Here is a 26642-nt window from a genome sequence, read left to right on the forward strand (position 1 = left end):
GAAGCGGAAAAGGCGAAAATGCACGGCCCAAGCCTGCCTTGAAGGCCCGGGCAAGGCAAGGCCCAGTTGGGTTGCGCGCCCTGTCAACCGCACGCCGTTGCGCCTTCACTTGGAGGCGCAACGCAGCCGTGGGCGCATCTCAGGCCGGTTATTAAAACCGCGACCCCTCTTCTGCCTTCTCCAGCAGCAGGGCCGGCGGCTGGAAGCGCTCACCATAACGCTCGGCCAGGGCGCGGACGCGGGTAATGAAGGCTTTCAAACCGTATTGATTGATGAACTGCAACGCCCCTCCGCTCCATGCAGGAAAACCGACACCCAACATTGATCCGATGTTGGCGTCGGCGGTTGAGCGCACGACGCCCTCCTCCAGGCAGCGCACGGTCTCCAGGGCCTGAATAAACAGCAACCGGTCGCGAATGTCCTGACCGCTGATGTGCGCCTCGGGCTTTTCGAAACGAAGTTTCAACCGCGGCCACAGATGCCTGGGCGCGGCGTCGGGGTAATCGTAAAACCCGCCACCGCCGGCTTTGCCTGTACGGCCATGCTCGGTCAATAACTGCTCAATCACCGCGTCGGCCGGATGTACCCTGACCTCAATGTCAGGTCCTTGTCCAGCGAGGTCCTTGCGGGTCTGCTGGCGAATGTCGCTCATCAGTCTCAACGACACCGCATCCGACATCGCCAGCGGGCCTGCGGGCATCCCGGCCTTGCGCGCCTCGGTTTCGATCATCGGCGCACTCACCCCTTCGCCGACCATCGCAATACCCTCGTCTGCGAACGCAGTGAACACCCGCGAAGTGAAAAAGCTGCGCGTGTCGTTCACCAGAAGGGCTATTTTGCCCACCTGCCGAACGAAATCAAACGCACGGGCCAGGGTCATGTCGTTGGTGCGCGCGCCTTTGACGATCTCCACCAGGCGCATCTTTTCCACGGGGTTGAAAAAGTGCATACCGACGAACCGCTCCTGCCGGCTGATCGCGCTGGCCAGACCGGTAATCGGCAGCGTCGAGGTGGTGGAGGCAATCACTGCATTGGGCACCACCACCTGCTCGGCGGCGGCACTGACCTGCGCTTTCAGTTCGCGGTCTTCGGCCACCGCCTCGATGATCAGGTCGCAACCCTCCAGATCACTGTCGCGACCGGTGGGCTTGATCCGCGCCAGCACCGCGTCGCGCTGAGCCTCGGTAAGGCGTCCTGCGGCAACCTGACGGTCCAGCAATCGTACGGAGTGGTCTTTGCCCTTCTGCGCGGCCGCCAGATTGAGGTCCTTGAGGATCACATTGACGCCCGCCATCGCGGTGACATAAGCGATCCCGCCGCCCATCTGGCCAGCACCCAGAATGCCGACTTTGCGCATATGAAACACCGGCGGCGCCTTGGGTCGGCCCTCGGCCGCCTTGACTTGATTGAGCTGAAACCAACTGCCGATCATGTTTTTGGCGATGGGACCAATGGCCAGCTCGGTAAAATACCGCGCCTCGATCTTTTCGGCGGTGTGGAAGTCCACCTGGGCACCTTCCACCGCCGCGGCGAGAATCTTTTCCGGCGCCGGGTAGCAGCCCTGGGTTTTGCTGCGCAGTATGGCGGGCGCGATGGCCAGCATCTGAGCGACCTTCGGGTTCGCTGGCGTGCCGCCGGGCAACTCGAAGCCGGGCTGATCCCACGCTTTGAGCGGGGCCGGATTGACCACAATCCATGCCCGTGCCTTGGCCAGCAGGTCATCGGCATCGCTGGCAATCTGATCGATCACACCTGTTTTCAGGGCAAGTTCTGCACTCAGCGCGCGCCCCTCCATCAGCAACGGCAAGGCTTTCTCCAGCCCCAGCATGCGCACCAGCCTCACCGTCCCGCCGCCTCCCGGCAGCAAGCCAAGGGTGACCTCCGGCAGTCCCAGCTTGACGTGGCTGCCCTTCAGGGCAATGCGATGATGACAGGCCAGACACAACTCCAACCCTCCGCCCAGCGCCGCGCCTTCTATGGCAGCGACGACGGGTTTGCCGAGCGTTTCCAACTGGCGAAGCTGGGCCTTGATGCCCATGGTCATTTGATAAAACCCGGCGGCACGGGACGCATCGACCTGGCCCAGCTCGTTGAGGTCGCCCCCGGCGAAGAACGTCTTTTTTGCCGAACGGATGATGACCCCGGCGATGAATGCCTTATCGGCCTGCAGGCGCTCCAGAATGTCAGCCATGGCCTGACGGTAAGCGGCGTTCATGGTGTTGGCTTGCTGGCCGGGCATGTCGAGGGTCAACGTGACAATCTGATCGGCCCCCGTCTCGTAGCGAATGGCGTCGGTCATACGGTCGTTCTTCCTGAAACTGTTTGCGGATACACGCGTGCGGTCAAGTGCGCGGGGTTCATGCTCATACCCGCTCGATGATCGTCGCAATGCCCATGCCGGCGCCGACGCACAAGGTCGCCAGACCATAACGCAGCTGCCGGGCCTCCAGCTCGTCGAGCAAGGTGCCCAGCACGATGCAGCCGGTGGCCCCGAGTGGATGACCGAGGGCGATGGAGCCGCCATTGACGTTGACCTTGTCGGGGTCGACCCCGGTGTCCTTGATGAATTTGAGCACCACTGATGCAAAGGCCTCGTTGACCTCGAACAGGTCGATGTCATCCAGCACAAGCCCGGCCCGCGCCAGAGCCTTGAGCGCGGCAGGCGCCGGCCCGGTCAGCATGATGGTGGGATCGGTACCGGTCACGGCGGTCATGACGATGCGCGCACGCGGCCTGAGCCCAAGGGACTGACCGATGTGTGCGGTGCCCAGCAGCATCAGTGCAGCGCCATCGACGATGCCCGAACTGTTGCCGGGCGTGTGCACGTGCTCGATGCGTTCGACGTGGCTGTAGACGCGCAGCGCTGTGGCGTCGTAACCCATTTTGCCGATGTTCGCAAAGCTGGGCCGCAGGCTGGATAGCGCTTCCAGCGAAGTGTCCGGTCGAATGCACTCGTCATGGTCGAGCAAGAGCATGCCGTTCTGGTCGCGCACCGTCACCAGCGAACGGCGAAACGCGCCGCTCGCCTGGGCCTGTGCGGCCTTGCGCTGCGAGCCCAGCGCAAAGGCGTCAACGTCTTCGCGACTGAAACCTTCCAGCGTGGCTATCAGGTCAGCGCCAATGCCCTGAGGGGTGTACTGAGTGTGCAGGTTGGTGTGCGGATCTCCCATCCATGCACCGCCATCGCTGCCCATTGGCACGCGCGACATCGATTCCACCCCGCCGACCACCACGAGGTCCTCGAAGCCGGAGCGGATTTTCATCGCGCCCAGGTTCACCGCCTCAAGGCCGGAGGCGCAGAACCGGTTGACCTGCAGCCCGGCGACTCGCGTCGACCAGTCAGCCACCAGCGCGGCCGTTCTGGCGATGTTAGCCCCCTGTTCGCCGATCGGGGTCACGCAGCCCAGCACAATGTCGTCGACCTGGGCCGTGTCCAGATGACTGCGCAGTTGCAACTCCTTTAGCAGACCGGTGACCAGATCCACTGGTTTCACGCTGTACAGCGCTCCGTCCGGCTTGCCTCTGCCACGCGGCGTGCGCAGAGCATCATAAATAAACGCTTCGGTCATCCTGTCCTCGCTAACCCACTTTTTTCGTTCACTGACAGCACGATTGTCATCACGCTGCTGCCTTGATGTTTGACTGGCGTCTATCTCTCACTGCGCGACCGTCGCTGCCGAACCGCTTGATAGGGTAGCTGGTTGTGAGAAGTTTCGGACTCAGACGAACGGTAGCAAGGTAACGAACAATGGCGGTAAACGGTGAAGGCGTCTAGGAGGGGAATGTATGCGTGATAGCAATTCGCCAAAAAACATCTCGGTTATGAGAAACCGGCTGTCCAGTTCATAACGATCTAAGCCGCGCGGCACGTGGGCTCTAAGGTTAAGTCAGTAGCAGTGGCGCGATAACAAAATCGATTCATCAAGCGCCTGTCGTCCACGGTCTGCTGACCGGGAAACCTGCTCTTTTGCCTCACCTTTGCCAACCCTTCGCTTTGGTCATCCCCGAAGCCTGTGGGTTTCTGTCGCTCAGGAATAACAAGAAAAGGCATCTACTATGTTCAAGCGCTCAAAAATTCGTCAGGCCGGGTTGATTGTTTTCGCGACGACCCTGCTCCTCATATTGCCAAACCTCACCCGATTGTTTGGGTGAGCCTCCCGGCGGCAAGCTCGTGCTCCGATCACGCCGATGACTGCATTGCGCAGGCAGCGTTCTCGGTGTGCACGTACTTGCGAGTAGCTCAAAACGAATGAGTACCAGCCGGCAGGCCTGCACGGCTGTTCATCGAGGACGTGGCGGGTCGATGGGCATTGCTGAAAGCAAGTGGCGGTCAGGACGCCTGACCGACCTGCCTCAACCCTGCCGCTGCACCTGGATCATGGGCGCAGCAGTCTTTTTGGCCGCAGACGGGACTGCGATCGGCGCAGTGGGCGATACGACAACCTTGGCGTGCATCTGTTCGCAACCACCGCCACGGCGCATGCCGCGCACTGGGCAGGCGTCCAGATAATCCAGGCCGACGGCGAGCTTCAGATGCCGCGCCGGGATCGCCAATTGATTGGTCACGTCGAAGCTGTACCAGGCGTCGTCAATCCACGCCTCCGCCCACGCATGGCTGGACAGATGTTCGCTGCTGTCGCTGCAGAGATAACCCGATACATAGCGCGCCGGCACCCCCAGACTGCGGGCGCAGGCCAGAAACGCATGGGTGTGGTCCTGACACACGCCGACGCGATTGGCGAACGCTTGCGCGGCGCTGGTATCGACGGCGGTCGAGCCCGGCGTATAGGTGATGTGCTCGTTGAGCGCGTGCATCATGTCGATCAGCGCGGTGCGGTCGGTGCGCTTGTGGGTCTGCGCGATGGCAAAGGCGCGAATCGCTTCGTCGGCCTCGGTCAGGCGGGTAAAGCGCAGGAACGGCAGTGCAGACTGGCTTTCATGTTCCGCCTCGCGCTTCTCGTCGATCTCGACCTGGCCACGCGCGCCAATGACGATGGCTTCGTGGGGTTCGTCCAGCGTCAGAACGTGGAGAATATTGCCAAAGGGATCGATCTGAGCACGCACCGGGCGCGGCAATGCCAATTGCCAGCTCAGCACCTGCTGGCGCTCGCTGTCATGGGGAGTCAGACGCAAATACTGGATGCTGGCGCGGACCTGATCGTCGTAGTGATAGGTGGTCTCGTGGCTAATTGAGAGTCTCATGCAGCCTCCAGGTAAGAAGTGTGAATAACGCTACCCAGTTGGGCCAGAAGTGGAATGAATTCGTTCAACCACTCATGCAGGCCTTCATCGAGGATTTCGTCGATGCCGGTGTAGCGAAGGCGGGCGTCCAGCTCGGCTGCCAGCCGCTGCGCGGGACGGCCATTGGCGCCCGGCAGGCTGGCAAGAATGAGGTCCAGTTCCTCCAGGCAGGCGCGTAACGAACGCGGGATATCGGCTCGCAACAACAGCAGTTCTGCAACCTGCCGCGCACCGGGCGCATCGCGATACACCTCCGTGTAGGCCTCAAAGGAGGACAACGCGCGCAACAACGCACTCCATTGGTAATAACCCGCCGCTGAACTGTCCGCTGCGGCATTGGCAGAAGGACCGCGAAGCTCCAGCATCTCGTAACGCGCGTCGAGCATGCGCAGCGTGTTGTCGGCGCGTTCGATGAAGGTGCCGAGACGAATGAAGCGGAAAGCGTCGTTGCGCATGATGGTGCCGTAAGTGGCCCCACGGAACAGGTGCGAACGCTCCTTGACCCATTCGCAGAAACGGCTCATGCCATAGCGGCTCAGGCCCTGCTCCGCGATGCCGCGAATTTCCAGGTAGGTGGCGTTGATGTTCTCCCACATGTCCGCAGTAATACGCCCACGCACGGCATGGGCGCTGGCCCGCGCAGCGCCGAGGCAGCTGAAGATACTCGCGGGGTTGGCCGCGTCCAGGGCAAAAAAATGCAGCAAGCGCTCGGCGTGCAAGTCGCCGTGGCGCTCCAGGTAATCGTCCAGGGTTCCGGTGATCAACAAGGGCATGGCCATTTCATTAAGGCCATCCCCGCGTCCGTCCTGTGGCATCAGCGACAGCGAATAACTGACGTCGAGCATCCGCGCCAGGTTTTCGGCGCGCTCAAGGTAACGCGACATCCAGTACAGATCCGAGGCAGTTCTACTTAGCATTGGCAGGCATCCTTAATCCTCGACCACCCAGGTGTCTTTGGTCCCGCCACCCTGCGACGAATTCACCACCAGCGAGCCTTCGCGCAGGGCAACGCGGGTGAGGCCACCGGGCATTACACGGGTCTCGCGGCCGGCCAGAACGAAGGGGCGAAGGTCAATGTGACGAGGGGCGATGCCGTTTTCGACGAAGGTCGGGCAGGTTGACAGACACAAAGTCGGTTGCGCGATGTACGCATGGGGCTTGGCCTTGAGCCGCGCCCGGAAGGACTCGATTTCAGCGGCCGTGGCGGCAGGACCGACCAGCATGCCGTAGCCACCGGAGCCCTGGGTTTCCTTGACGACCAGATCGCCCAGATTGGCGAGCACGTGAGACAGTTCCTCGGGCTTGCGACACTGCCAGGTCGGCACGTTCTTGAGGATCGGCTCTTCGTCGAGGTAGAAACGAATCATGTCAGTCACGAAAGGGTAAACCGACTTGTCGTCAGCGACCCCGGTGCCAATGGCGTTGGCCAGCACCACGTTGCCGGAACGATAGGCGGCCAGCAGGCCCGGCACTCCAAGCATTGAGTCGGGGTTGAACGCCAGCGGATCGAGGAACGCGTCGTCGAGCCTGCGGTAGATCACGTCCACCGCTTTGGGGCCATCGGTGGTACGCATGAACACGCGGTCGTCGCGCACGAACAGATCGGCGCCTTCGACCAGCTCGACGCCCATTTCCCGCGCCAGAAAGGCGTGCTCGAAGAACGCGCTGTTAAAGCGTCCGGGCGTGAGCACAACGACGCTCGGATTATCCAGCGGGCTGGAGCTTTTCAAGGTGTCGAGCAGCAGGTTCGGGTAGTGATCAATGGGGGCAATGCGTTGCGCCGCGAACAACTCGGGGAATAACCGCATCATCATTTTGCGGTCTTCCAGCATGTAGCTGACGCCGCTGGGCGTACGCAAATTGTCTTCCAAGACGTAATACGTGCCGTCGCCGTCGCGCACCAGATCGACACCGGAAATGTGCGAATACAGGTCTCGATGAAGATTCAGGCCCTGCATCGCCAACTGATACTGCTCGTTGGCGAGGACTTGCTCGGCGGGGATGATGCCGGCCTTGATGATGCGCTGATCGTGGTAAAGGTCTGCCAGAAACATGTTCAGCGCCTTGACGCGCTGAATGCAGCCGCGCTCAACGACGCGCCACTCACTGGCCGGAATGCTCCGTGGAATGGTGTCAAAGGGGATGAGCCTTTCAGTGCCCTGCTCATCGCCGTACAGCGTGAACGTGATCCCGGCGCGATGAAACAAAAGGTCAGCCTCGCGCCGGCGCTGAGCAAGCAGCTCAGGTGGCGCTTCACCCAACCAGCGGGCAAATTCCCGGTAATGCGGACGAACTGCGCCGCCCGCATCGTACATCTCGTCGTAAAAGGTGCGGATCATGCCGTACTCCTTGTCACCATGGACATCAGAGCCTTCGCAAGGCCCGTGCCATCGGCATAAACGCTTATATTTCAACGGGTTGGTTAAACCAGTCAGACCACTCGCACCATTCCCGTGCGCGATGCGCCCTCACCCACTCGCTCACGCTTCATAGCGATGCGTGCCACGCTTGAAAAAACTATCGACGGCATAGCGAGAGACGATTTCCGCCGACCCGCCCCGACTCGCATAATCGCCCCATCACGAAGACCCGCCGCCAGATCACACAAGGCAGCCGGCTTCGAAACCATTTCGGCAGCACCGTCAGTGCGCCACCCTCCATTCCCTTTCCGCCGCTCCGATGAGAGCGGCTTTTTTTTGTCCGTGATTCAGTGCGGTGCATCTCCCGCCTCCGACTCGTCATTGAACGAGGACGGAAAAAGCTCACGGGAGATATCTGGACGGCGTGCCTTCCAATATCAATGCAGACGCTTGAGTTCCTGTTTGACGCCCCACCCTTCCACTTCCCCGTCCAGACCCAGAATGGCCGTCTGGAAATCCTGCTCGAAGTCCCCGATCCCGTCGTAAGTCGCGTACATCACCTTGCTCAGCTCCAGGTGCCAGGCACCGTCCTCCCGTGCATTGAGTTGGACATTGACGGATTCCCCACGGAATTTATCAGCGGCCTGACGCGCGCGCTCCTCGTCCGGAAACGTGGCGTAGAACTCGATGGGGTGGATGCGTGCGAAGTCGAAACCGCCTTCTTTCATGCAGCGCAGTACATGGCTGCTGATGTCTTCCTGATAGGCTGTGCTCATGAAACGTCCTCCTATGCAACGATAGATAGAGTTTCAACAATTCCGAAACACGCCACGATGGCGGGGCGTGAAGCGGCAGGTCATCTGCCGCCCGGAACTCAAGCATGTCGCTGATAAGGCCAGTGCGTTATTACAAAACAGGCATGCGCACGTGAGCGAACTCAGGTGGATGCATCACCGACCTCACTGGCAGAGTACGCCCATTGGAGGGGCGTTGCCAATTGGCAGGATTGCAGGAAAAAGCAGGTGTTTTACGAAGCTTCGACGATGGAGATGATCTGTACCGCATTCTGCTCTTTGAGTGTCTTCACGGTGGGCTCGGCGGTGCGTCCATCGAGGTCATTGAGATCAAGATCACTGGCCACCGGAAACAGAATCGGACGGATTTTCTGCGCAGCCTCTTCTTCACTGGGACGGTGATCGGAGTCAAGATCGAGGCTCTGCTGTACACCGTCTTTGTCCAGAAACGAAATAGTCCACACTTTCATCAATGTCTCCTTAGTAAAGGCCTGACAACGGCCTAATGATCTTGACCCTTGCAGCGCAACGACGTTCAACCCGCGTTGTCAGCGCTTGGGCTGGCCACGCGGCCGTATGCGGGCTTTTGCCCGGCAAAAAAAACGCCCCGGACTCGGGGCGTTTTTTGTCAAGCTGCAGTCATTGAGGCTTGGCGTCTTTTACGCCAGCGGTGTTGTCGAGCAGGCTCTTGGTCGCCGTCTGCAGGAAGCTGTCGAGTTTATTGCGCAACTCTGCAGCATCCGGTGCGTTGGGCACCAGCTCGGCGTGGGGCTTGTTGCCCAACTCATAGCGGTAGACCTTCGCCTCCATTTCCTTGGGTTCGATCAGGATACGGTCGCCGGTGACCAGCGCAACGGTCTGCTCGCTCCCCGAAGGCTTGATCACGCCAAAGCCCAGATCGCCAGACGGCAGGTTCAGCAAATCGCGACCCCAGCACTGATGCACGGTCTCGCCACCCAGTCGACCCATGATGGTCGGCACGATGTCGATTTGCGTGCCGACAATGCTGCTGCGCTTGCCGAATTTGTCCTGCAGGCCCGGCGCGATCATCAGCATCGGGACATTGAAGCGACCCAAGTCCATCTCGGTGATCTGCTCGTTGTTGCCGAAACCATGGTCACCGACGACCACAAACAGGGTGTCCTTGTAGTACGGCTCTTTCTTGGCTTTCTCGAAGAACTGCCCCAGCGCCCAGTCCGAATAGCGCATGGCGGTGAGGTGTTCATCCAGCGTGCCATGCCCGGTCACGCGCTCGACCGGCAAGTTGGCCGGCAACGCGTACGGCGTGTGGTTGGACAGGGTCTGCAGCAAGGCATAGAACGGCTTGCCTTTGGCTTCTCGGGCTTTCAATTCCTCGGCGCCACGGTCGAACATGTCCTGATCGGACACACCCCAGGTAGGGTCCGAGAACACCGGATTGACGAAGTCATTGCGGCCAATGAAGTTGGTCATGCCCTGGTTGCTGAAGAAGCCCGACTGGTTATCCCAGGCGAAGTCACCGTTGTACACATACACGTCGTCGTACTTGCGTGCGCTGAGCAGTTGCGGCAAGCCGGACAGCTTGTGGCTGCCTTCCGGGGTCTGCATCAGGTATTCGAAGCCCGGCAGGTTAGGGAAACACGCCATTGTCGCAAACATGCCCTGATGGGTGTGCGTGCCGTTGGAGAAGAAGCGATCAAAGAGCAGGCCCTCCTGCGACAGCTTGTCAAAGTACGGCGTGATGTTGGACTCATCGCCCAATGCGCCCACCGAGTGACCGGCGAAGCTTTCCATCAAGATCACGACAACGTTCTTGATCGGCAGGGTGTTGGCTTGCGGCGGGGTAAAGTCCCGGCGCACCGCCGCCTTTTCAGGGTCGACCAGCTTGTCGTTGGGGGTCAGCAGCATGTCACGCACAATCTGCTGGGCCTCGGCTTGCGGCAGTGTCGCCTTCCAGATGTTGTCGCGGTCTTCGGACATCCGGCTTTTCGCGGCAGCGATCAGGGTCAGCGTGCCATTGAGGCCCAGGGTATTGGCGAAGTTGGAGTCGGTGGTATATGCATCGCCCCAACGCAATGGCGGGCCCTGGCGCAGCGTGCCACGGGCGGCAATAACGGCCACCACCAGACACAGCAGGAACACCACAGCGCGTTTGTACAACGGCGCCACCACGCGATTGTCAGCGCTGGCGACGTTGAAACCGCCTCGCGGCCGGGTCACGCGATCCACGCCTTTGAAGACCAGGCTCAGCAGCCAGGTCACCAGTGCCCACGCCAACAGATAGCGAACCACCGGATAGCCGTACCAGATCATGCTCAGAACGGTTTTAGGGTCTTCCTTCACGTACTGGAAAACCAGACCATTCAAGCGCTGGTGGAATTCGCGATAGAAATCCATTTCCATGAGGCCGAAGAACGCGGTCAGGCTCGCGACCAGCGTCAGCCAGAAGCGGAACACGCCACGGGCGGCCATCATGCGTGCGCTGAACAGGGACAGCAGCAAAGGAATCAGGATGTACACGACCAGCCGCAAATCGAATCGCAGGCCATTGCCGAATGCTTCGACAAACGTCGAGGCCGGCGTCGCACCGATGCCTTCGCGGTTATAGACCAGCAATGCAATGCGCAAAAGGGTGTACAGGACCATCAGCACCAGGCCGCTCAGGAGCGTGTAGGCCAGGTGCGATTTGACGGTAGGTTGCGGCGCGCGCGCCGGGGCGTCCGTTTTGGCCATGTGTTGTGGGATCCGTTGGATTTCAGGTTGGGTTCAAAAGCTGTGCGCCGACGACGTTCGCATGTCAGGCCGGGCTTTGGGTGGCAAATACTACGTGAACCTCTGCGGTTTACCACCGATCCGGCGCATTCTTCATGACGAGTTGGGGTAAAAACTCACGTCAATCGGTGGGCAGCTCTGTGACGGCGCGAATATTCACCAGCCACCGGTGAAAATTCCGTTGAATGACAGCGCGTCTCACACTTTCTTACAAAGGCTTGAATCGCCTCTATGCCTTGAAGGTCTGTGCATACGGATCAACTGCTTGCTCTACGGCCTCGAAGACATGCGGTGCATGCACCCTCAGCGGTGCGTTTGCCTGCAGCGACTCATGCACTGCAGCGATCAGCCGAGCGATGCGCAGGTGCGGTTTGTGAATGTCGCAGGTCGAGGCCAGGCTCAGAATCCCCAGCCTCGAACCAAACAGGCTCTTGGAGCCGTCCAGACGCAGGGCGAGCGCATCGTCCTTTATATAGGCGGTGGTGTTGACGATGTCGTACGCCGGCGCCAACTGCGCGTCCGCTCCCGACGGCTCACGATAAAGCACCCCGAAGTTCTTCAGGTGGGCGTCACCGTTACCGACCATGCAACTGAGCGCGACGATGTCGAAAAAACGATCCAGTGAACCGCGTACATGATCAGGGGCGCAGAACAGCCGGATGGCCTTGGCAATATTTTCATAGCTGGAGTCGTACTTCTGTTCCGTGCCCAGGCCCATGAGCACGGCCATGTCCTCAAACCCGATGGCGCGCTGGTCAGCGTCGCGGTCAAAGCGGCGCATCACGAACAGTTGTCGGTTATCCGACAGATAAAAGTCCGGGACCGGCATACCGGCACGGCGCGCGGCGTCCATGCAGAGGTATTCGTTTACAGCAAGACCGGGGAAGTCTGCCCTCCCCGACTTGACGATCAGCTCCGGCATCAACAGTGTGGCTTTGGGATCCACCACGAAATCCGAATCCGGGACGATGACTTTGGGCTGAACGCCCGAGATCCCTGTGCGCAAAATGTACTGATCGACCAATTCGGCAAACAGGTCCTGTGTGCCGTCCCAACTGAGTATCTGGCTCAGACTTCGGCCGTCGCCAGGGTTGGCAGAGCCGAGCAGTTGGTCAATCACGGACGAGGCCACTGCCACACGGCCAGCGGGCGATCCGCTCCCCGTGAGGGCCATCAACAGCATGGGGTTGATCGGCGTGGTTTTGGCCAGGCGGTTGCGCAATTGCTCAAGGACAAAACCTTCGGGCAAATTCATCTGAAACACCGGATGCAGACTGCGCGAAAGGTACGCCGCGTCGCGAACGCCCATGGTCAGGCTGATCTGCGAGTTCGGATCTGCATCCAGCCCATAGCGAAACAGGTAATCACCCGACTCCGATGCGGAAAGTTCTCCACTCTCACCCTCCGGGGTGAGAATTCGCACACGGTCCAGTGGCTTCACCGGAACACCTCACGCAGCTCTTCAAACGTGGGACGTCGGGCGGGCACGACTTTAATCTCGGCGTTTAACGTCGCCAGAACCTTCGCATAGAAATTCACTGCGACTGTCGGGCTGCCCTTTTCGACTTCCGCAAGCTTTTGCCTTGTCAGTCCACACAGGGCCGCCAGCTGAACCTGAGTCAGACCGCGGGATTTGCGCATCTCCTCAATCTGCCTACCCAGTCTCTCCAGCAATAAACTCGCGTCCATCTGTCACGCCTACATAACATTATTGATTGAATGGAATGTATACGTGGCATGCCGGGACGCGCAAGCGGAAGTTACGCAAACATGACATGCGAGCATCGATGTCATGTTTGCGTAACAAAGTGAAAGATCAGTCGTTGCTCGGTTTGCTGATGGCTTGCAGAACATATTGCGGCAGCGCGAATGCGCCAAGGTGGATTTCCGGGTTGTAGTAGCGGGTGACGATGCCGCTGCCGGCGAACCGCTGGCGCAATGTTTCCAGGGGAATTTTGCGGTGCTGGGCGTCTGTGGATCCCCAAGCGAACGTCATCGCGCCGCCGATGTAAGTCGGCACTGCCGCCTGATAGAAGTGCCAGTCAGCGAACAGACCCGTCATCCGGCCTGCCGTGGTCTGCACACCGTTCAGCTGCATGAACGGCGTGCCGTTTTGCGTGACCAAGATGCCGCCTTCGTTGAGGCAACGATGGCAGGCTTGGTAGAAGTTCTCCGAAAACAGCACTTCGCCCGGCCCGATCGGGTCCGTTGAGTCGGAAATGATGACGTCGAATTTCTCTTCCGTGGTCGCGACGAAGCGCATGCCGTCATCAATGACCAGGTTCAGACGCGAATCGTCGAAAGCGCCCCTGGAGTGGTTCGGCAGATACTCTTTGCACATCTCGACCACAGTGCCGTCGATCTCGACCATGGTGATGTGCTCGACCGTGGCGTGTTTGGCCACTTCACGCAGCATGCCACCATCGCCACCGCCAATGATCAGCACCCGCTTGGCCCGGCCATGGGCCAGGATCGGCACGTGGGTGAGCATTTCGTGGTAGATGAATTCGTCGGCTTCGGTGGTCTGGATCACGCCGTCCAGCGCCATCACGCGGCCCATGCGCGGGTTCTGGAAGATCACCAGGTGCTGGTGTTCGGTGCGCACCTCATGAAGCAGTTTTTCCATGCGAAAGCGCTGGCCGTAGCCTTCGTACAACGTCTCTTGATAATCGCTCATGGATGGAGTCCCCGATAATGACTGATGACAGGACGGCAGGCCGCCCACAAGAAGGCGCGCATTCTACGTCGCGGAGCATGACAGGTCGAATGTCGTGCAGGGCTGCGCAAACCCTCGGTGCAACGACGACCTCAACGGACAGCGGCAAAGAGACAGGCAACGAAAAACGCCTGACCGGCCAAGCCCGTCAGGCGTTATTTGTTCTGCAGCCTTGTCGTCGCACTAGATGCGAACGTTGCCACGCGGGCCGGCGATTGCCCAGATGATCAGGCCGAGTACCGGCAAGATGACGATCAGCAAGATCCAGAGAATTTTCTTCCCGGTTTCCGCACCGCTTTTCAGCACGTTGATGATGGCCCAGATATCCAAGGCCAGAATGATCAGGCCAATCAGACCGTTGAAGGTAGAACCCATGGTGTTGCTCCTTATTGAAGGCTTGCCCACTTAGGAGTAGCGGCCTGCGACGAGGGTTCCGTTGGCGCCGCGACGAGCGGCTAATAATTATGCGTTCAAGCTGACAGGCGCCAGGCGAGGCAGCCGCCATGCATCTTGTGCATAGGGTGCGGCATTAACAGCATTGGGCGCGGGGCGATGCGCCGCATAACGTGGGGCCACTGACAACAAGAGGAACCCGCCATGCGCATTGTTGAGATCCGTGAAAAAACCGTATCGATTGCCTCCCCGATTGCCAACGCCTACATCGACTTTTCCAAGATGACCTGCTCGGTCGTCGCGGTCATCACTGATGTGATCCGCGACGGCAAGCCTGTTATTGGCTACGGGTTCAATTCCAATGGTCGCTACGGTCAGGGGGCGTTGATGCGCGATCGGTTTCTGGCCCGCATCAGCGAGGCCGATCCTGAGTCCCTGATAGACCATGAGAACAACAACCTGGACCCATTTGCCATCTGGAAAGCGTTGATGACCAACGAAAAGCCGGGTGGCCACGGCGAGCGCTCTGTCGCCGTCGGCACCATCGACATGGCGGTGTGGGATGCCGTGGCCAAGATCGAGGGCAAGCCGCTGTATCGCCTGCTGGCTGACCGTTACCGCAACGGCGTCGCCGACGACAAGGTCTGGGTCTATGCAGCGGGCGGTTACTACTACCCCGGCAAGGACCAGACCAAGCTCAAGGCAGAAATGCAAAGCTATCTGGACCGCGGTTACGACGTCGTCAAAATGAAGATCGGTGCGGTGCCTCTGGACGACGATATCCGCCGCATCGAAGCCGTACTCGAAGTGGTTGGGGACGGTCAGCGACTGGCCGTCGACGCCAATGGCCGTTTCGATCTGCAGACCGGGATTGCTTACGCCGAAGCCATCAAGAAATACAACCTGTTCTGGTACGAGGAAGTCGGCGACCCGCTGGACTACGCACTCCAGGCAGAGCTGGCCAATCACTACGCGTTGCCCATGGCGACCGGCGAAAACCTGTTCTCTCATCAGGACGCGCGCAATCTGCTGCGCCATGGCGGCATGCGTCCCGACCGCGACTACCTGCAATTCGACTGCGCCCTCTCCTACGGACTGGTGGAGTACATGCGCACCCTGAAGGTCATGGAGGAGATGGGCTGGTCCTCTCGTCGAGTGGTTCCGCACGGTGGCCATCAGATGTCTCTGAACATCGCAGCGGGCCTGCACTTTGGCGGCAACGAATCTTATCCGGACGTGTTCCAGCCCTTCGGCGGGTTTGCCGACGGCATTAAGGTGGAAAACGGCTACGTCGGTCTGCCGGACATCCCGGGGGTTGGCTTCGAGGCCAAGTCCGCGCTGTATGCCGTCATGCGTGAGCTGGGCGAAGGCTGATCAACCTCGGTCTGCGGCCTTGAGAAACGAGGCCGCAGACGCTCGCGTCCTTCGCGGATGCCAAGCCACACGCCCATCACAACAATAAAATGAGGTGCTCTCGTGGAAATCTCGAAATCTCGCTGGTACGGCCAGCTGTATGTGCAAGTGCTGATCGGCATCATCATCGGCGCGGCCATCGGTTACTTCCTGCCTGACATAGGCGCCAAACTTCAACCGTTCGCCGACGGCTTTATCAAGCTGATCAAGATGCTGCTGGCGCCCATCATTTTTGGTACGGTCGTCGTCGGTATTGCCAAGATGGGCAGTATCAAAGAGGTGGGGCGCATCGGCGTGAAAGCCCTGCTGTATTTTGAAATCCTGTCCACAATAGCGTTGGTCATCGGGCTTATTGTTGTCAATGTCGTCAAACCTGGCGTGGGCATGAACATCAATGTCAACGCGCTCGACGCAAGTGCCATCAACAAGTACAGCCAGGCTGCCAGCGAACAGGGCGGCACCATTGAGTTCTTCCTCAACATCATTCCCCACACCTTCATGGGTGCCTTCTCCAACGGCGTTATGCTTCAGGTCATTCTGCTTTCGGTTTTGATGGGCATTGCCCTGGTTCAAATGGGCGAGACCAGCAAACCGTTAATCAACACCATCGACCTGTTCCTGCAAGGGCTGTTCAGGATCGTCGCCATGGTGATGCGCCTGGCGCCAATTGGTGCGGGTGCCGGCATGGCTTTTACCATCGGCAAATACGGCATCGGCACACTGCTGTCTCTGGGTCAGTTGCTGGTCGCGCTCTACCTCACCACCCTGATTTTCATCGTGGTGGTGCTGGGCACGGTGGCGCGATGGTCAGGGATGCCGCTCATGCAGTTCCTTCGGTATTTCAAGGACGAAATTCTCATCACCCTGGGCACCTGCTCCACCGAGGCCGTGCTGCCAAGAATGATGGTCAAACTCGAGAAACTCGGCTGCAGGAAATCGGTAGTAGGCATGGTGCTGCCGACGGGCTACACCTTCAATGCGGACGGCACCTGCATCTACCTCACCATGGCGGCGATCTTCATCGCCCAGGCCACCAATACGCCCCTGACGTTTGCGGACCAGATGGTGCTGCTGGCTGTCTTTCTGCTGACGTCCAAGGGATCGGCGGGCGTGGCAGGCGCGGGCTTTGTAACCCTGGCCGCCACGCTCACAACCATCCACTCCATCCCGCTGGTAGGGCTGGTACTGCTTCTGGGCATCGATCGGTTTCTGAACGAGGCGCGGGCGGTGACCAACTTGATCGGCAACGGGATCGGCACCATCGCAATCGCAAAATGGGACAACTCGTTCGATGTCGGGGCGTGTGAGCGGGAACTGGCGCTGATGAAGCAGGACAAATCGGCGAGGAAGGGCTTGCTGGATCAGAAATAGTCGGCGACAAGGGCCGGTACGATTGATGGCCGGCCCAGTACTTGAAACCGTTTAGCGCGATGCGCTCAGTCACCCATGCCCCGCCTCACTGATTCAGACCGCCGAGCGCGAGCACGCAGGGATGCTTCGCAGGTCCCGCTCTCCAAAGCTCATCCGATAAACCCCCCAGCTGTTCGGTCGTTGACAGGCCAAGGCAGGCCATCTACTTTATGTAGCACACTACATTATAGTAGACGATATGAAGCAGACATCACCCAGCGTTGCCACTGAACTCTCCTTCGCACTCAACGCCGCTGCGAACCGGATGATTCGTTTGCACAAGCCATTCCTCGAGCCGCTAGGCCTTACCTTCTCTCAGTATCTGGTCACCCTTGAGCTGCTCAACGGATCGCCTCGGACCGTGAGCGAGCTATGTGAGCGGCTGGACATGGAGACCGGCACGCTTACGCCGCTCCTCAAGCGTCTGGAAGCCGCCGGCGTGATTACCCGTACACGGGATGCCTCGGATGAGCGCCGTGTGCTGATTGATCTGACGAACCTCAGTCGTGCAATGGAAAGTGAGTTGCGCAGCGTCACCGATAAGATCCGAACGGCATGCGAACTCTCAACTCAAGAGCTGGACGCGCTCCGTCATACGCTCGACGCCCTGGCCCGCCCTTCCGTTGAATAAGTGCTGCAGCGACCTGTGGGTTTGAACCCTGAATGGGGCGAATGTGATTTTCGGCGCAGACGTTCATCGCTTCACGGCACAACGTTTGCGCCGACGATGGCAACAGTGGTCAGCGCGCAACAATTACTGTTTTCTAACCATTAAGGATTGAGCCCATGAAAATTGGAATTATTGGAGCCGGTAATATCGGCGCCACACTTGCCCGCAAACTGGTGGCCTCTGGTCATAAGGTAAAGCTGGCCAACTCGAGAGGTCCGCAAAGCATCCGGAACCTTGCTGATCAGATAGGCGCCTCTGCCGTCACCAAAGAAGAAGCGGTTCGCGAGGTAGAGGTCGTTATCCTTTCCATCCCCTTCGCCCGCTACCCTGATCTGCATGAAACGTTGAGCCATGTGCCGCACGAGACCGTCGTCATAGACACCTCCAACTACTATCCGGCGCGGGACGGGTCGATAAAGGAAGTCGATGACGGATTGCCCGAAAGTCTGTGGGTCAGTGCGCAGCTTGGACGCCCCGTCATCAAGGCATGGAATGCTGTGCTGGCGGCGACCCTCGCTGAAAAAGGCCAGCCGGACGGATCTCCGAAACGCCTGGCTCTACCTGTGGCTGGCGCCGACGTAGACGCTGAATCGGTGGCGCAGAGCCTTGTTGAAGACACAGGTTTCGCTGCACTCGCCGCGGGCACTCTGGGAGACTCGTGGCGTCAGCAGCCGGGCACACCTGCGTACTGCACTGAACTGACGCTGACTGAGCTGAAGCTTGCACTCAATGCCGCTGACAAGGCCCGGGCACCTGAAAATCGTGACGCGCTCTTCGCCAGGTTCATGGCCTCCGAGAGCCAATTCACCCATGAGCAAATCGTCGCGTTGAACCGGACCATGACGGCCTGACCCGCTATCAGGGGCCGAGTGCCTCGACTCTGGCAACCGTCATATTCACAGCCCCTCCTAGCCGAACGTCAGAGCCGGAACCGGTCCACCGACCGCGACAGCTGGTCGGCCATGGCAGACAGCTGATCGGTGGTGGTCGCCGTCGTGCCGATGATCTGGCTGTTGCTCTCGGACATGCGCGCAATCGTTTCCACCTGATGGGCGATCTCGTTGCTGGCCAGGCTCTGCTCGCCGATGGTCCGGGTGATGTCGTTGACCAGATGAGTCGTGTTGAGCGTTGCATCAAGAATGTCCCGAATGCTTTGCTCGACTTCGGCCGTCACCGCCATACCCTTATCGACCTGTGCAACACCTGCCTCCATGCTGGTCACCGCCTCGCGGGTGCTGTGCTGGATGCGGGCAACCATGGCGGTGATTTCCTGGGTCGAGGCGCTGGTACGTCCCGCCAGGCTGCGCACTTCATCGGCTACTACCGCAAAACCCCGGCCCTGCTCACCGGCGCGCGCTGCCTCAATGGCAGCGTTCAGCGCCAGCAGGTTGGTCTGGTCGGCAATGCTCTTGATCACCTGGATGATGTTGAAGATGGCCTCGGAGTCCTTGTCCAGGGTGCGTATGACCTGGGCGGACTGTTGCGCCGATCGGGCGATGCCGTCCATGTCGCTGACCACTTGATGGATGACCCGCCCGCCATTCTTGGCGAGTGCCTCGGCCTGACTGGCCATTTCGCGCGCCTGCTCGGCGTGCCGGGTGATCTCCTCGATACTGGCGGTCATCTCGGTCGCGGCCGCAGACATGGTTGCCGCAGCAGCGCTTTGTTGCTGACTGCTGCCGGCCACGTGATGGCAGCCGGTGCTGAGTTGCGCACTCATGCGCGTCACGCCGTTGGCATTGCCACGCACCGCTTCAATCATGCCGCGCAGGTCCCGCTGCATGACGGCAAGGCTGCGAATCAACAGGCTCGCTTCGTCGCGGCTGGCGGGCTCGGTAATGGGTTCGCTGAGGTTGCCATGGGCAATGCTGTCAGCGATCCGACTGGCCGATTGCAGGGGAAGCATGATGCTGCGGGTGACCCAGCGTCCCTGGGTGAGCAGCAGCAACAGGCTGGCGATGAGCACAGTTGCAAGGGTGAGGTTGGCGACACGAATGGCATTGCGGGTGGTCTCGGCGCTGGTTTTCGAGTTGTCTTCGATCAAGTCGCTGAGGGCTGACATCCGGCCTTCGAGGTCAGTAAAGGCCGCCGAAAAGGTGCCCAGTTCCTGCTGGGCTTTTTCGGGACTGGCCAGCGCCAGGCCAACAATGCGTTCGCCGGCGTCGATATAGCCATCCAGGCTGGGTTTCAGTTTGCCGAGTTCGGCCTTGAGGGTGGCATTGATGGGCAGCGTGAGATTATCGCCAACGGCCTTGCGAAACTGGGCAGCATGTTCCTTGAGGCCATCGAGCACTTCGCCACGGGTTGTCTCGCTCTTGCCCAACCCGACCAGCATGGCCGAGAGCACGTCCGCCCGCAGGGCGTCATGCATCATGTCGGCCTGCAGATGATTGCCCAGCGCCGTCAGGCTGACTTCGTTGTCGATCATGGCCGAAGCCATGCGTGCGTTGCCCAGATAACTCACCACACTGACAATCAGGACGGCCAGGGCACCCGTCCCCACCAACAAAAACAAACGAAGTTTGATCGACATCCTGAAGCTCCCCTGCGGTCAATGAATAACGCGAGCTACGGACTGCTCTTATACAAAGCATATCGACGCACCGTCGCGGATATTTAAGACTCTTTTCGGGAAACTTCTCGGGTGATTGGCGCAAAGTCCTCGGTAAGAGGCAGTGGCTCAAGACACAGCAATCAGGCGGGCAGCGCAGGCTCTATGAACAGGCCGAGCTCTACGCCCAGGGCCATGACCTGCTGCACGTCGGCTCCATAGACCAAAACCGCCTGCAACGCGTGGTCCAGCGGCTCGCTGAAGTTCATCAGCACGTACCCGCCCACGTCCTTGTTCATGCTGGACAGCTGGATCTGGATTCGGTTGAGGGCCGCCAGCGGTTCGGCTTTGGCCAGTTGTTTGGGCTTGATGTTAAACGCCACGTTCGGCCCGAACGACGCCATGATCTCTCCAAGCAACTCGGCGTAAGTGTCTGCCTGGAACAGGACGGTATCGGGAAGGCTGCCGACGACGACCCACTCGCCCAGCGGGATGGGGAAGGTTTCGTCAAAGTTGATGTCGGGATTGGCTGCCAGGAAGGCTTCAGGGTCAGCGTAAGCCTGCGCCGCCTCTTCGGCGACCATTTCGATTCCTTCATCGCTCATGCAGCCGGAGCTGATCTTGCTGATGAATTCGATGAGTGAAGCTTTCATGGCGGATCGTCCGGGGGCTGAAAAACAGGCGCGCAGGATAGCCGGAAATGCCGCGCGCCTCTATCGCTCAGGCGCCTAAACGCGTGAGCTGTTCGGCCGTCTCGGTGGCACCCATCGTCTGCGCCGCCATCAGCGGGGTAACGCCCTTGGCGTCCTTGATGTGCGGGTTGGCACCTTTTGATATCAGGTAATCAACGATAGCGGTGCGGTTGAACATTGCCGCCATCATCAAGGCCGTACGCCCGTCCGCCGAAGCGCCTTCGACGTCCGCGCCGCCCTCTACGAGAATTTTGACGGTCTCAAGATCGCCCTTGAACGCCGCGCCCGCGATGGGGCTTTGACCATTGTCATTGCGGAGTTCGGGATCAGCCTTGTGCTTGAGCAGAACCTTCACCGCGTCCTGGTGACCGTGGTAGCTGGCAAGCATCAGCAGCGTGTCGCCCTTGTGATTACGAAGATTGGGCGTCAAGCCGTTTTCCAGCAGGCGGTCCAGCATGGGGGCGTCGCCTGCACGGGCGCGGTCGAACACCTGCTCGGCGAATTCCAGCGCCTCTTCGTCCGTCATGCGGGTAGCGGAACCGGGGGTCGGGGTGGTGTCAGACATTTTTAACTCCAGTAACGCGATATTGATCGCGCCAATAATCGAAGGGGGCCAGGCAACCTATGAGCAACGCGCAGTACCGCTAGTTCCACTTGGGCCTGATAGCTGAATGGAGGCGACAATGCCAGCCAGGCATGGCGGCGCCAAATCAGCTGTTTAAATCATCGTGATAGCAAAAAGCCGGTTTTTACGAAAAATTTCAGTGTTTCGCGAAATAAATCCCGGATAACGCTGTCTCACCATTAGCTGCCACTTGCTGGACGCCCTCTCGTACCTCCCTCATCCCCCTCATCTCCGGTAAATTGCAGGATGCCCGACGGCCTTTCATGCAAATTGCACGGCGCACTATTTCACGAATAAATTTAATCCCTTGATTTTATTGGTTTTTTTACCCTCATTGAAATTGGCACAGTCGCTGCACTAGTAATTCCAAGCTTGTTATCCCATGAGCAATGGAGCCTCTAGACATGACTTTCATCCAAGAAAAATTCGCATCCGTATTTTCCGATTTCGAAGTCACTACCCAACCTCGTCCGGACGGCGGCGTTCTGTTGACCCTGCGTAACGATGAAGGCACAAATATCCGTCGCTGCGTCTCCTACGCCCAGCTGCACACCCCTGTCCAACTGGAATGGGTGATCAGCGCGATTCGCCGCGACCTGGCTGCGCAAGCCAGTGAACTGCCGGCCATCTCGATGCTACAGAGCCAACACCGTTTCGATCTGCCGACCTACCACACTCGCTAATTGTTCAAACCGGGCGCTGTGCAGGCCCGGTGGTTATTCGTTCCACTCTCTCTCGAAGCATCCCTTGTAGATTTCCGCGATAGTTATTGCTATCGCGGTTTTTTTTGCCTTTTATCTGACCCTTGAGGCGCCAGCGTTAGTGCATCCTTTACTACTGAATGATGCCTCGACACAACGCCTCGCCAACCGCCTGCGCCCGGTTGGTGACACCTAGCTTGGCGTAAATGCTCTTGAAGTGATGTTTGACGGTGGCTTCCGACACTTCCTTGATCAGGCCGATTTCCCAGGCAGTCTTGCCTTCGCGCGCCCATTTCAGAATTTCGAGCTCCTTGGGCGACAGCGCCCGGGTCTGCAACTGGCGGCCCTTCCCTGCCACGTGTAGCATCGGCACCAGGCTCGTCAGCAAATAACGGTCATTGTGGGTCAGCGGACGTTCCATGCCGTTGAGCGTGCAGATGGTGATGACATCCTGATTGGCGCGGCTCTGGCTGCTGTACCCATAGGAGCACGCCGGCAGCAACTCGCAGTCTTGCACCGCCGCCATGAAGGCGGATGAGGGCGGATACGTCTTGAAAGCCTCCTCCCAGTGCAGAAAACCGAGGGTGTGGCGGTAGCAGCGAATGACCGGGTCTTCGATCATCAACCGTCCCTGGCAATACAGGTCCTTCCAATAGCTGTCGACATTGGATGTGATGCAGCTGAGCAGTACGCCGTTGCGATACTGGTAAAGCATCGCCCGCTCGCTGCGGCACTCGGCCCGAAGCCAGTCGAGCGCGTTGGCGATCGCCGCATCGCCATCCTGTTCAGTGATGCTGCTGACCATCTGTTGTATCAATGGACTCAGCGTCCCTGGCTGTGCGTTTTTCATCTTCCCTCCCGTTAAAACCATCAAAAACGCGGCCCTGATAACCCTTGGATTTTTTTATGCATGGCAGCTGCAACAGCGCGCCGGGTCTCGTCATGAAGACAAAGACGCCGGCTGCAGTGACTCGCTGTCAGGGTCCGACAGGCGAAGGGTTACACAGTCCAGAAGGGTTAAACACAGGGGGGAAAACAAACAGGCATGCCTGACCGTGAAACCAGCAACTTCCCACAAACGAACAAAAACCTGCTTACATTTTTTCGCATTTGGATACAAAAACGGCCAATGTCATGGACATTGGCCGCCTGTTTTCGACACACCTTGAAGGTCAGAAAGCGCCAGGGTCGATCGATGCGAAGCTGCTGACATTCAGATGCCCGACCAACGTGCCACCGTCGCGCACCAATGCGCAGGTGCACATGCCGGACCGCTGTGCAGCGTCGAGCTCTTCGACGATGTCGGACAGGAACAGGATGGACTCGGGCGGCTGTCCGATGCTTGACGCGATGGATCGGTAGGACGCCTCCTCGCGTTTGGGGCCTGAGGTGGTATCGAAATAGCCGCTGAACAGCGCGGACAGATCGCCCGCCTCCGAACAGCCGAAGATCAGCCTTTGCGCCTGGATCGAACCCGACGAGTAAACGTAAAGCGCGTAGCCGGCCTGATGCCACTGTTTCAACGCTATAACGGCATCTTCGTAAACATGTCCCTTTAGCTGGCCGGCCCTATACCCCTGCTCCCAGACCATGCCCTGCAGAGCTTTGAGCGGCGTGGCCTTGCGGTCTTCGGCGATCCATTGCAGCAGGATGGCAATGACGCGATCGATGTCCGCACCCTGCTCACCGCTGTCGTTGCGGACCGCCTGCAGTTGCGCAGCGACAGCCGGGTCAGCGGCGTGCTGTCGGACAAAGGCAGGCAGATGCTCCCGCGCGTACGGGAAAAGCACGTCAAAGACGAAGCTCACGGCGCTGGTGGTGCCTTCGATGTCGGTCAGAATCGCTTTGATGGCCATGAGAGGTCAGTCCTCCAGACGCGGGAATTGGCTTGCGATGCTCTCGCCGGTGAATTTCGCCACCCAACCTTCGGGGTTGTTGAACAGGCGAATCGCGATGAAGTGGGGATGTTCGCCCATGTCGAACCAGTGGCGCGTGCCGGCCGGTACCGAGATCAGGTCGTTCTTTTCGCACAGCACGGCGTAGACAAAATCGTCGATGTGCAAGGTAAACAGGCCGCGCCCCGCCACGAAGAAACGCACTTCATCCTCGCCATGCTGGTGCTCTTCGAGAAACCTGGCGCGCAGTTCGGCTTTTTGCGGATGGTCGCTGTTGAGGCTGATCACATCCACGGTCACGTATCCACGCTCGGTCATCAGCCTGTCGATCTGGGTGCGGTACGCCGCGATGACTTCCTCCTGGCTGACGCCGGGGGTGATGGGGGTTGCCGCCTGCCAGCGGTCAAATGCCACGCCGTGCTCGGCCAGGGTCGAGGCAATATCCTCGAAGTGGGTCAGCACTTTGTTCGGCAGTTCGGGGGATGACACGTGGTAAACGGACAGACTGCTCATGGTGTTCCTCGATTCGTTCCGCGCCCCTCGACGCTGAGGTGGAGGTGGCGTGTTGATTCAGGCTGTGGGAGCGCCAAGGCTGCTTGGCTTGGCTTGGCTCGGCGATCAGCGATCAGCGATCAGCGATCAGCGATCAGCGATCAGCGATCAGCGGTTGAGCACCGACAGCATTTTAAGCTCGCACTCGAACAGAAATTCAAAGGCTTCGATCTGGCGCAAGGCATCCGTCATTTTCGCGCCCCAGGTGTACAGGCCGTGGCCACGAATCAGATAGCCCGCGCAGTCCGGGTGTTGATCAAGCCAGGGTTGAACCTTGCCGGCGAGGCGGGCAATGTCCTGATCGTTGTCGAAGATCGGCACCTGAACCTGCGACTCGTGGGTTGACACACCACTGAACGCTTTTTGCAGTTCGTAGTCTTCAAAAACCAGATGATCAGCGGCGGTCAGCCTGGAGAGTACAGTCGCGTTGACCGAGTGGGTGTGCAACACGGCGCCCACTTCTGGCCGGCAGCGATAAAGCTGGGTGTGGAGCAGGGTTTCTGCGGACGGTTTTTTGCCCGGTTCCAGACTGTTGCCTGCTAGATCGGTCGCCAGGACGTCGCCGATGCCCAACTGCCCCTTGTGCTTGCCGGAGACCGTCAACAACGCTTCGCTGGCCGAGAGGCGAACGGAGTAATTGCTGCTGGTGGCGGGCGACCAGCCCCGGGCATACAGAAACTGCCCGGCTTCAATGATTTCCCGAGCCAGTGCTTCGCGACTCATACGCGCTCCTCTTTCATACATGTGGCGGTCAGGACGGCAGCGGCCATTGCCGCCAGACTCGCAATGGCAAAGGTCCAGCCGGCGCCAAGCGCGTTCCAGCTGTACCCGGAATACAACGCACCCATCGCGCCGCCGGTGCCGGAAAGGGCAGCGTACAACGCCTGGCCCTGGCCTTGCTGACGCGGCCCGAAACTGCGTTGGACATAATGCACGGCTGCCGCGTGAAAGCTGCCAAAAGTGGCCGCGTGCATCAACTGGGCGACGATCAGAATCGCCAGATGATCGGCCAGGTGACCCAGTAAAAGCCAGCGCAACGCCGCTATCGCAAAGCTTGCCACCAGTACCTGACGCACGCTGAAACGCTGCAACACCCGGCTCATGGCCATGAACATCAACACTTCGGCGACCACCCCCAGCGCCCACAGCATGCCAATCAGGCCGCGGGTGTAGCCAAGGTGTTCGAGGTGCAGCGTGAGGAAGGTGTAATACGGGCCGTGGCTCAGTTGTATAAGGGCGACGCTGACGTAAAACGCCAGTACTCCCGGCCGGATCAGTTGCTTGAGAAAGCCATCCCCGGCCACCCGAGCGCCGGCAACGACCGGCTGTGCATTTGGCACCCACCAGCTGCTTGCGACGATACCCACCAGTATCACCAGCAGCAGTTGCGGATAGAGGTCCAGGCTGAACCACTCCAGCATTCGGCCAAGCATGACCACCGAAAGGATGAAGCCGATCGACCCCCATAGCCGTATCTGGCTGTAGCGGGACGTCTGCCCCTGCAGATGCGTCAGGGTGATGACTTCAAACTGAGGCAGCACCGCGTGCCAGAAAAACGCATGCAGCGCCATGACCATGGCCAGCCAGGCGTAGGACTTGTCGACCAGAATCAGGCTGAAACATGCCAGCCCACAGAGGGCGCCGAAGCGTACGATAACCAGGCGCCGGCCGGTGTAATCGCCCAGCCATCCCCAGACGTTGGGAGCAATGCAGCGCATCAGCATCGGAATGGCCACCAGCTCGCCTATTCGCGCCGCGGAAAATCCCAAGTGGCTGAAGTAAAGCGCCATGTACGGCGCGGTGGCGCCCAGCAAGGCGAAGTAGAACAGGTAGAAGCTGGCGAGCCGCCAGTAAGGAAGCGCCGCCACGCTCAAGCGA

The 26642-nt window shown here is 59.5% G+C and carries 25 protein-coding genes and 1 pseudogene; 5 read left to right on the forward strand and 21 right to left on the reverse strand.

Features of this window, described 5'->3' with window-relative positions:
• Window positions 1–151: 151 nt before the first annotated feature.
• The 12 genes from QRN48_RS21775 to QRN48_RS21830 form a co-directional block, all read right to left on the reverse strand.
• Window positions 152–2299 carry a 3-hydroxyacyl-CoA dehydrogenase NAD-binding domain-containing protein gene (locus tag QRN48_RS21775; protein ID WP_285353196.1) on the reverse strand — a complete coding sequence of 716 codons (2148 nt, stop codon included), beginning with the start codon at window positions 2297–2299 and terminating at the stop codon, window positions 152–154.
• A 64-nt stretch (window positions 2300–2363) separates the two neighbouring features.
• Entirely contained in the window at window positions 2364–3569 is a 1206-nt protein-coding gene (locus tag QRN48_RS21780) for an acetyl-CoA C-acetyltransferase (protein ID WP_285353199.1), read from the reverse strand.
• Window positions 3570–4353: 784 nt separating this feature from the next.
• Complete coding sequence (locus QRN48_RS21785; protein WP_285353202.1) at window positions 4354–5202, reverse strand: transglutaminase family protein; 849 nt, start codon at window positions 5200–5202, stop codon at window positions 4354–4356.
• Window positions 5199–6158: an alpha-E domain-containing protein gene (locus QRN48_RS21790; RefSeq protein WP_037009090.1), complete on the reverse strand. Its 960-nt coding sequence runs from the start codon at window positions 6156–6158 to the stop codon at window positions 5199–5201. Before QRN48_RS21790 ends, QRN48_RS21785 begins: the two co-directional genes overlap by 4 nt.
• 12 nt (window positions 6159–6170) lie before the next feature.
• Window positions 6171–7580 carry a circularly permuted type 2 ATP-grasp protein gene (locus QRN48_RS21795; RefSeq protein WP_285353205.1) on the reverse strand — a complete coding sequence of 470 codons (1410 nt, stop codon included), beginning with the start codon at window positions 7578–7580 and terminating at the stop codon, window positions 6171–6173.
• A gap of 458 nt (window positions 7581–8038) precedes the next feature.
• The gene (locus tag QRN48_RS21800; RefSeq protein ID WP_285353207.1) at window positions 8039–8377 is read right to left on the reverse strand and encodes a ribonuclease E inhibitor RraB; all 339 of its coding nucleotides are present in this window, start codon (window positions 8375–8377) and stop codon (window positions 8039–8041) included.
• Between the two features lie 251 nt (window positions 8378–8628).
• Window positions 8629–8865, reverse strand: coding sequence for a hypothetical protein (locus tag QRN48_RS21805; protein WP_037009083.1), 237 nt, complete (start codon window positions 8863–8865; stop codon window positions 8629–8631).
• Window positions 8866–9034: 169 nt separating this feature from the next.
• Window positions 9035–11107, reverse strand: coding sequence for an LTA synthase family protein (locus QRN48_RS21810; protein WP_285353208.1), 2073 nt, complete (start codon window positions 11105–11107; stop codon window positions 9035–9037).
• 268 nt (window positions 11108–11375) lie between these two features.
• A complete protein-coding gene (locus QRN48_RS21815) occupies window positions 11376–12587 on the reverse strand; it encodes a type II toxin-antitoxin system HipA family toxin (protein WP_285353210.1) in 1212 nt (403 codons plus the stop codon).
• Window positions 12584–12835 (reverse strand): helix-turn-helix domain-containing protein, encoded by a 252-nt coding sequence (locus QRN48_RS21820; protein ID WP_037009078.1) that lies wholly within the window; start codon window positions 12833–12835, stop codon window positions 12584–12586. The genes QRN48_RS21815 and QRN48_RS21820 overlap by 4 nt, the downstream gene beginning before the upstream one ends.
• A gap of 127 nt (window positions 12836–12962) precedes the next feature.
• Window positions 12963–13823, reverse strand: coding sequence for a polyamine aminopropyltransferase (speE, locus tag QRN48_RS21825; protein ID WP_037009076.1), 861 nt, complete (start codon window positions 13821–13823; stop codon window positions 12963–12965).
• 222 nt (window positions 13824–14045) lie between these two features.
• Window positions 14046–14237, reverse strand: coding sequence for a PLDc N-terminal domain-containing protein (locus QRN48_RS21830; RefSeq protein WP_037009073.1), 192 nt, complete (start codon window positions 14235–14237; stop codon window positions 14046–14048).
• Between the two features lie 222 nt (window positions 14238–14459).
• Here QRN48_RS21830 and QRN48_RS21835 point away from each other — a divergent pair, with 222 nt between their 5' ends.
• The 4 genes from QRN48_RS21835 (at window position 14460) to QRN48_RS21850 (ending at window position 18599) form a co-directional block, all read left to right on the forward strand.
• The gene (locus QRN48_RS21835; RefSeq protein ID WP_285353216.1) at window positions 14460–15629 is read left to right on the forward strand and encodes a mandelate racemase/muconate lactonizing enzyme family protein; all 1170 of its coding nucleotides are present in this window, start codon (window positions 14460–14462) and stop codon (window positions 15627–15629) included.
• Window positions 15630–15731: 102 nt separating this feature from the next.
• Window positions 15732–17039 carry a C4-dicarboxylate transporter DctA gene (gene dctA, locus QRN48_RS21840; RefSeq protein WP_285353218.1) on the forward strand — a complete coding sequence of 436 codons (1308 nt, stop codon included), beginning with the start codon at window positions 15732–15734 and terminating at the stop codon, window positions 17037–17039.
• A gap of 238 nt (window positions 17040–17277) precedes the next feature.
• On the forward strand, window positions 17278–17709 hold the full coding sequence (locus QRN48_RS21845) for a MarR family winged helix-turn-helix transcriptional regulator (protein WP_037012702.1): 432 nt from the start codon (window positions 17278–17280) through the stop codon (window positions 17707–17709).
• Window positions 17710–17864: 155 nt separating this feature from the next.
• Window positions 17865–18599 carry an NADPH-dependent F420 reductase gene (locus QRN48_RS21850; protein ID WP_285353220.1) on the forward strand — a complete coding sequence of 245 codons (735 nt, stop codon included), beginning with the start codon at window positions 17865–17867 and terminating at the stop codon, window positions 18597–18599.
• A gap of 68 nt (window positions 18600–18667) precedes the next feature.
• On the opposite strand, the gene QRN48_RS25460 is transcribed toward QRN48_RS21850, so the two are convergent.
• From QRN48_RS25460 to QRN48_RS21865, 4 genes and pseudogenes are all read right to left on the reverse strand, one after another.
• Window positions 18668–19531 (reverse strand): methyl-accepting chemotaxis protein, encoded by an 864-nt coding sequence (locus QRN48_RS25460; protein WP_502944661.1) that lies wholly within the window; start codon window positions 19529–19531, stop codon window positions 18668–18670.
• Window positions 19526–20281 (reverse strand): annotated as a pseudogene (locus tag QRN48_RS25465) (MCP four helix bundle domain-containing protein); the annotation flags it as partial. The pseudogene QRN48_RS25465 and the gene QRN48_RS25460, both read right to left, overlap by 6 nt.
• Before the next feature lie 161 nt (window positions 20282–20442).
• Window positions 20443–20952 (reverse strand): hypothetical protein, encoded by a 510-nt coding sequence (locus QRN48_RS21860; RefSeq protein WP_285353224.1) that lies wholly within the window; start codon window positions 20950–20952, stop codon window positions 20443–20445.
• Between the two features lie 67 nt (window positions 20953–21019).
• Complete coding sequence (locus QRN48_RS21865; protein WP_037009060.1) at window positions 21020–21556, reverse strand: ankyrin repeat domain-containing protein; 537 nt, start codon at window positions 21554–21556, stop codon at window positions 21020–21022.
• A gap of 464 nt (window positions 21557–22020) precedes the next feature.
• Between QRN48_RS21865 and QRN48_RS21870 the strand changes: the two genes are divergently transcribed.
• Window positions 22021–22299, forward strand: coding sequence for a DUF3509 domain-containing protein (locus tag QRN48_RS21870; RefSeq protein ID WP_037009057.1), 279 nt, complete (start codon window positions 22021–22023; stop codon window positions 22297–22299).
• 151 nt (window positions 22300–22450) lie between these two features.
• Here QRN48_RS21870 and QRN48_RS21875 read toward each other — a convergent pair whose 3' ends face one another.
• The 5 genes from QRN48_RS21875 to QRN48_RS21895 all read right to left on the reverse strand — a co-directional run bounded on the left by QRN48_RS21875 (window position 22451) and on the right by QRN48_RS21895 (window position 26638).
• Window positions 22451–23167 (reverse strand): helix-turn-helix transcriptional regulator, encoded by a 717-nt coding sequence (locus QRN48_RS21875; protein ID WP_037009054.1) that lies wholly within the window; start codon window positions 23165–23167, stop codon window positions 22451–22453.
• Between the two features lie 322 nt (window positions 23168–23489).
• Entirely contained in the window at window positions 23490–24173 is a 684-nt protein-coding gene (gene mtnC / locus QRN48_RS21880) for an acireductone synthase (RefSeq protein ID WP_285353227.1), read from the reverse strand.
• 6 nt (window positions 24174–24179) lie between these two features.
• Complete coding sequence (locus QRN48_RS21885) at window positions 24180–24725, reverse strand: 1,2-dihydroxy-3-keto-5-methylthiopentene dioxygenase (RefSeq protein ID WP_285353229.1); 546 nt, start codon at window positions 24723–24725, stop codon at window positions 24180–24182.
• Between the two features lie 147 nt (window positions 24726–24872).
• Window positions 24873–25487, reverse strand: coding sequence for a methylthioribulose 1-phosphate dehydratase (locus tag QRN48_RS21890; protein ID WP_285353231.1), 615 nt, complete (start codon window positions 25485–25487; stop codon window positions 24873–24875).
• A complete protein-coding gene (locus QRN48_RS21895; RefSeq protein ID WP_285353233.1) occupies window positions 25484–26638 on the reverse strand; it encodes an MFS transporter in 1155 nt (384 codons plus the stop codon). Before QRN48_RS21895 ends, QRN48_RS21890 begins: the two co-directional genes overlap by 4 nt.
• Window positions 26639–26642 lie beyond the last annotated feature (4 nt).

This window comes from Pseudomonas sp. ME-P-057, assembly GCF_030208975.1.
In the GTDB taxonomy this organism is placed as follows: Bacteria; Pseudomonadota; Gammaproteobacteria; order Pseudomonadales; family Pseudomonadaceae; genus Aquipseudomonas; species Aquipseudomonas lutea.

Coding starts and splice junctions, on each gene's coding strand:
- QRN48_RS21775 (WP_285353196.1), bottom strand. CDS start 2,299: ATGACCGACGCCATTCGCTACGAGACGGGGGCCGATCAGATTGTCACG.
- QRN48_RS21780 (WP_285353199.1), bottom strand. CDS start 3,569: ATGACCGAAGCGTTTATTTATGATGCTCTGCGCACGCCGCGTGGCAGA.
- QRN48_RS21785 (WP_285353202.1), bottom strand. CDS start 5,202: ATGAGACTCTCAATTAGCCACGAGACCACCTATCACTACGACGATCAG.
- QRN48_RS21790 (WP_037009090.1), bottom strand. CDS start 6,158: ATGCTAAGTAGAACTGCCTCGGATCTGTACTGGATGTCGCGTTACCTT.
- QRN48_RS21795 (WP_285353205.1), bottom strand. CDS start 7,580: ATGATCCGCACCTTTTACGACGAGATGTACGATGCGGGCGGCGCAGTT.
- QRN48_RS21800 (WP_285353207.1), bottom strand. CDS start 8,377: ATGAGCACAGCCTATCAGGAAGACATCAGCAGCCATGTACTGCGCTGC.
- QRN48_RS21805 (WP_037009083.1), bottom strand. CDS start 8,865: ATGAAAGTGTGGACTATTTCGTTTCTGGACAAAGACGGTGTACAGCAG.
- QRN48_RS21810 (WP_285353208.1), bottom strand. CDS start 11,107: ATGGCCAAAACGGACGCCCCGGCGCGCGCGCCGCAACCTACCGTCAAA.
- QRN48_RS21820 (WP_037009078.1), bottom strand. CDS start 12,835: ATGGACGCGAGTTTATTGCTGGAGAGACTGGGTAGGCAGATTGAGGAG.
- speE (WP_037009076.1), bottom strand. CDS start 13,823: ATGAGCGATTATCAAGAGACGTTGTACGAAGGCTACGGCCAGCGCTTT.
- QRN48_RS21830 (WP_037009073.1), bottom strand. CDS start 14,237: ATGGGTTCTACCTTCAACGGTCTGATTGGCCTGATCATTCTGGCCTTG.
- QRN48_RS21835 (WP_285353216.1), top strand. CDS start 14,460: ATGCGCATTGTTGAGATCCGTGAAAAAACCGTATCGATTGCCTCCCCG.
- QRN48_RS21845 (WP_037012702.1), top strand. CDS start 17,278: ATGAAGCAGACATCACCCAGCGTTGCCACTGAACTCTCCTTCGCACTC.
- QRN48_RS21850 (WP_285353220.1), top strand. CDS start 17,865: ATGAAAATTGGAATTATTGGAGCCGGTAATATCGGCGCCACACTTGCC.
- QRN48_RS25460 (WP_502944661.1), bottom strand. CDS start 19,531: ATGCAGCGGGACCTGCGCGGCATGATTGAAGCGGTGCGTGGCAATGCC.
- QRN48_RS21860 (WP_285353224.1), bottom strand. CDS start 20,952: ATGAAAGCTTCACTCATCGAATTCATCAGCAAGATCAGCTCCGGCTGC.
- QRN48_RS21865 (WP_037009060.1), bottom strand. CDS start 21,556: ATGTCTGACACCACCCCGACCCCCGGTTCCGCTACCCGCATGACGGAC.
- QRN48_RS21870 (WP_037009057.1), top strand. CDS start 22,021: ATGACTTTCATCCAAGAAAAATTCGCATCCGTATTTTCCGATTTCGAA.
- QRN48_RS21875 (WP_037009054.1), bottom strand. CDS start 23,167: ATGAAAAACGCACAGCCAGGGACGCTGAGTCCATTGATACAACAGATG.
- mtnC (WP_285353227.1), bottom strand. CDS start 24,173: ATGGCCATCAAAGCGATTCTGACCGACATCGAAGGCACCACCAGCGCC.
- QRN48_RS21885 (WP_285353229.1), bottom strand. CDS start 24,725: ATGAGCAGTCTGTCCGTTTACCACGTGTCATCCCCCGAACTGCCGAAC.
- QRN48_RS21890 (WP_285353231.1), bottom strand. CDS start 25,487: ATGAGTCGCGAAGCACTGGCTCGGGAAATCATTGAAGCCGGGCAGTTT.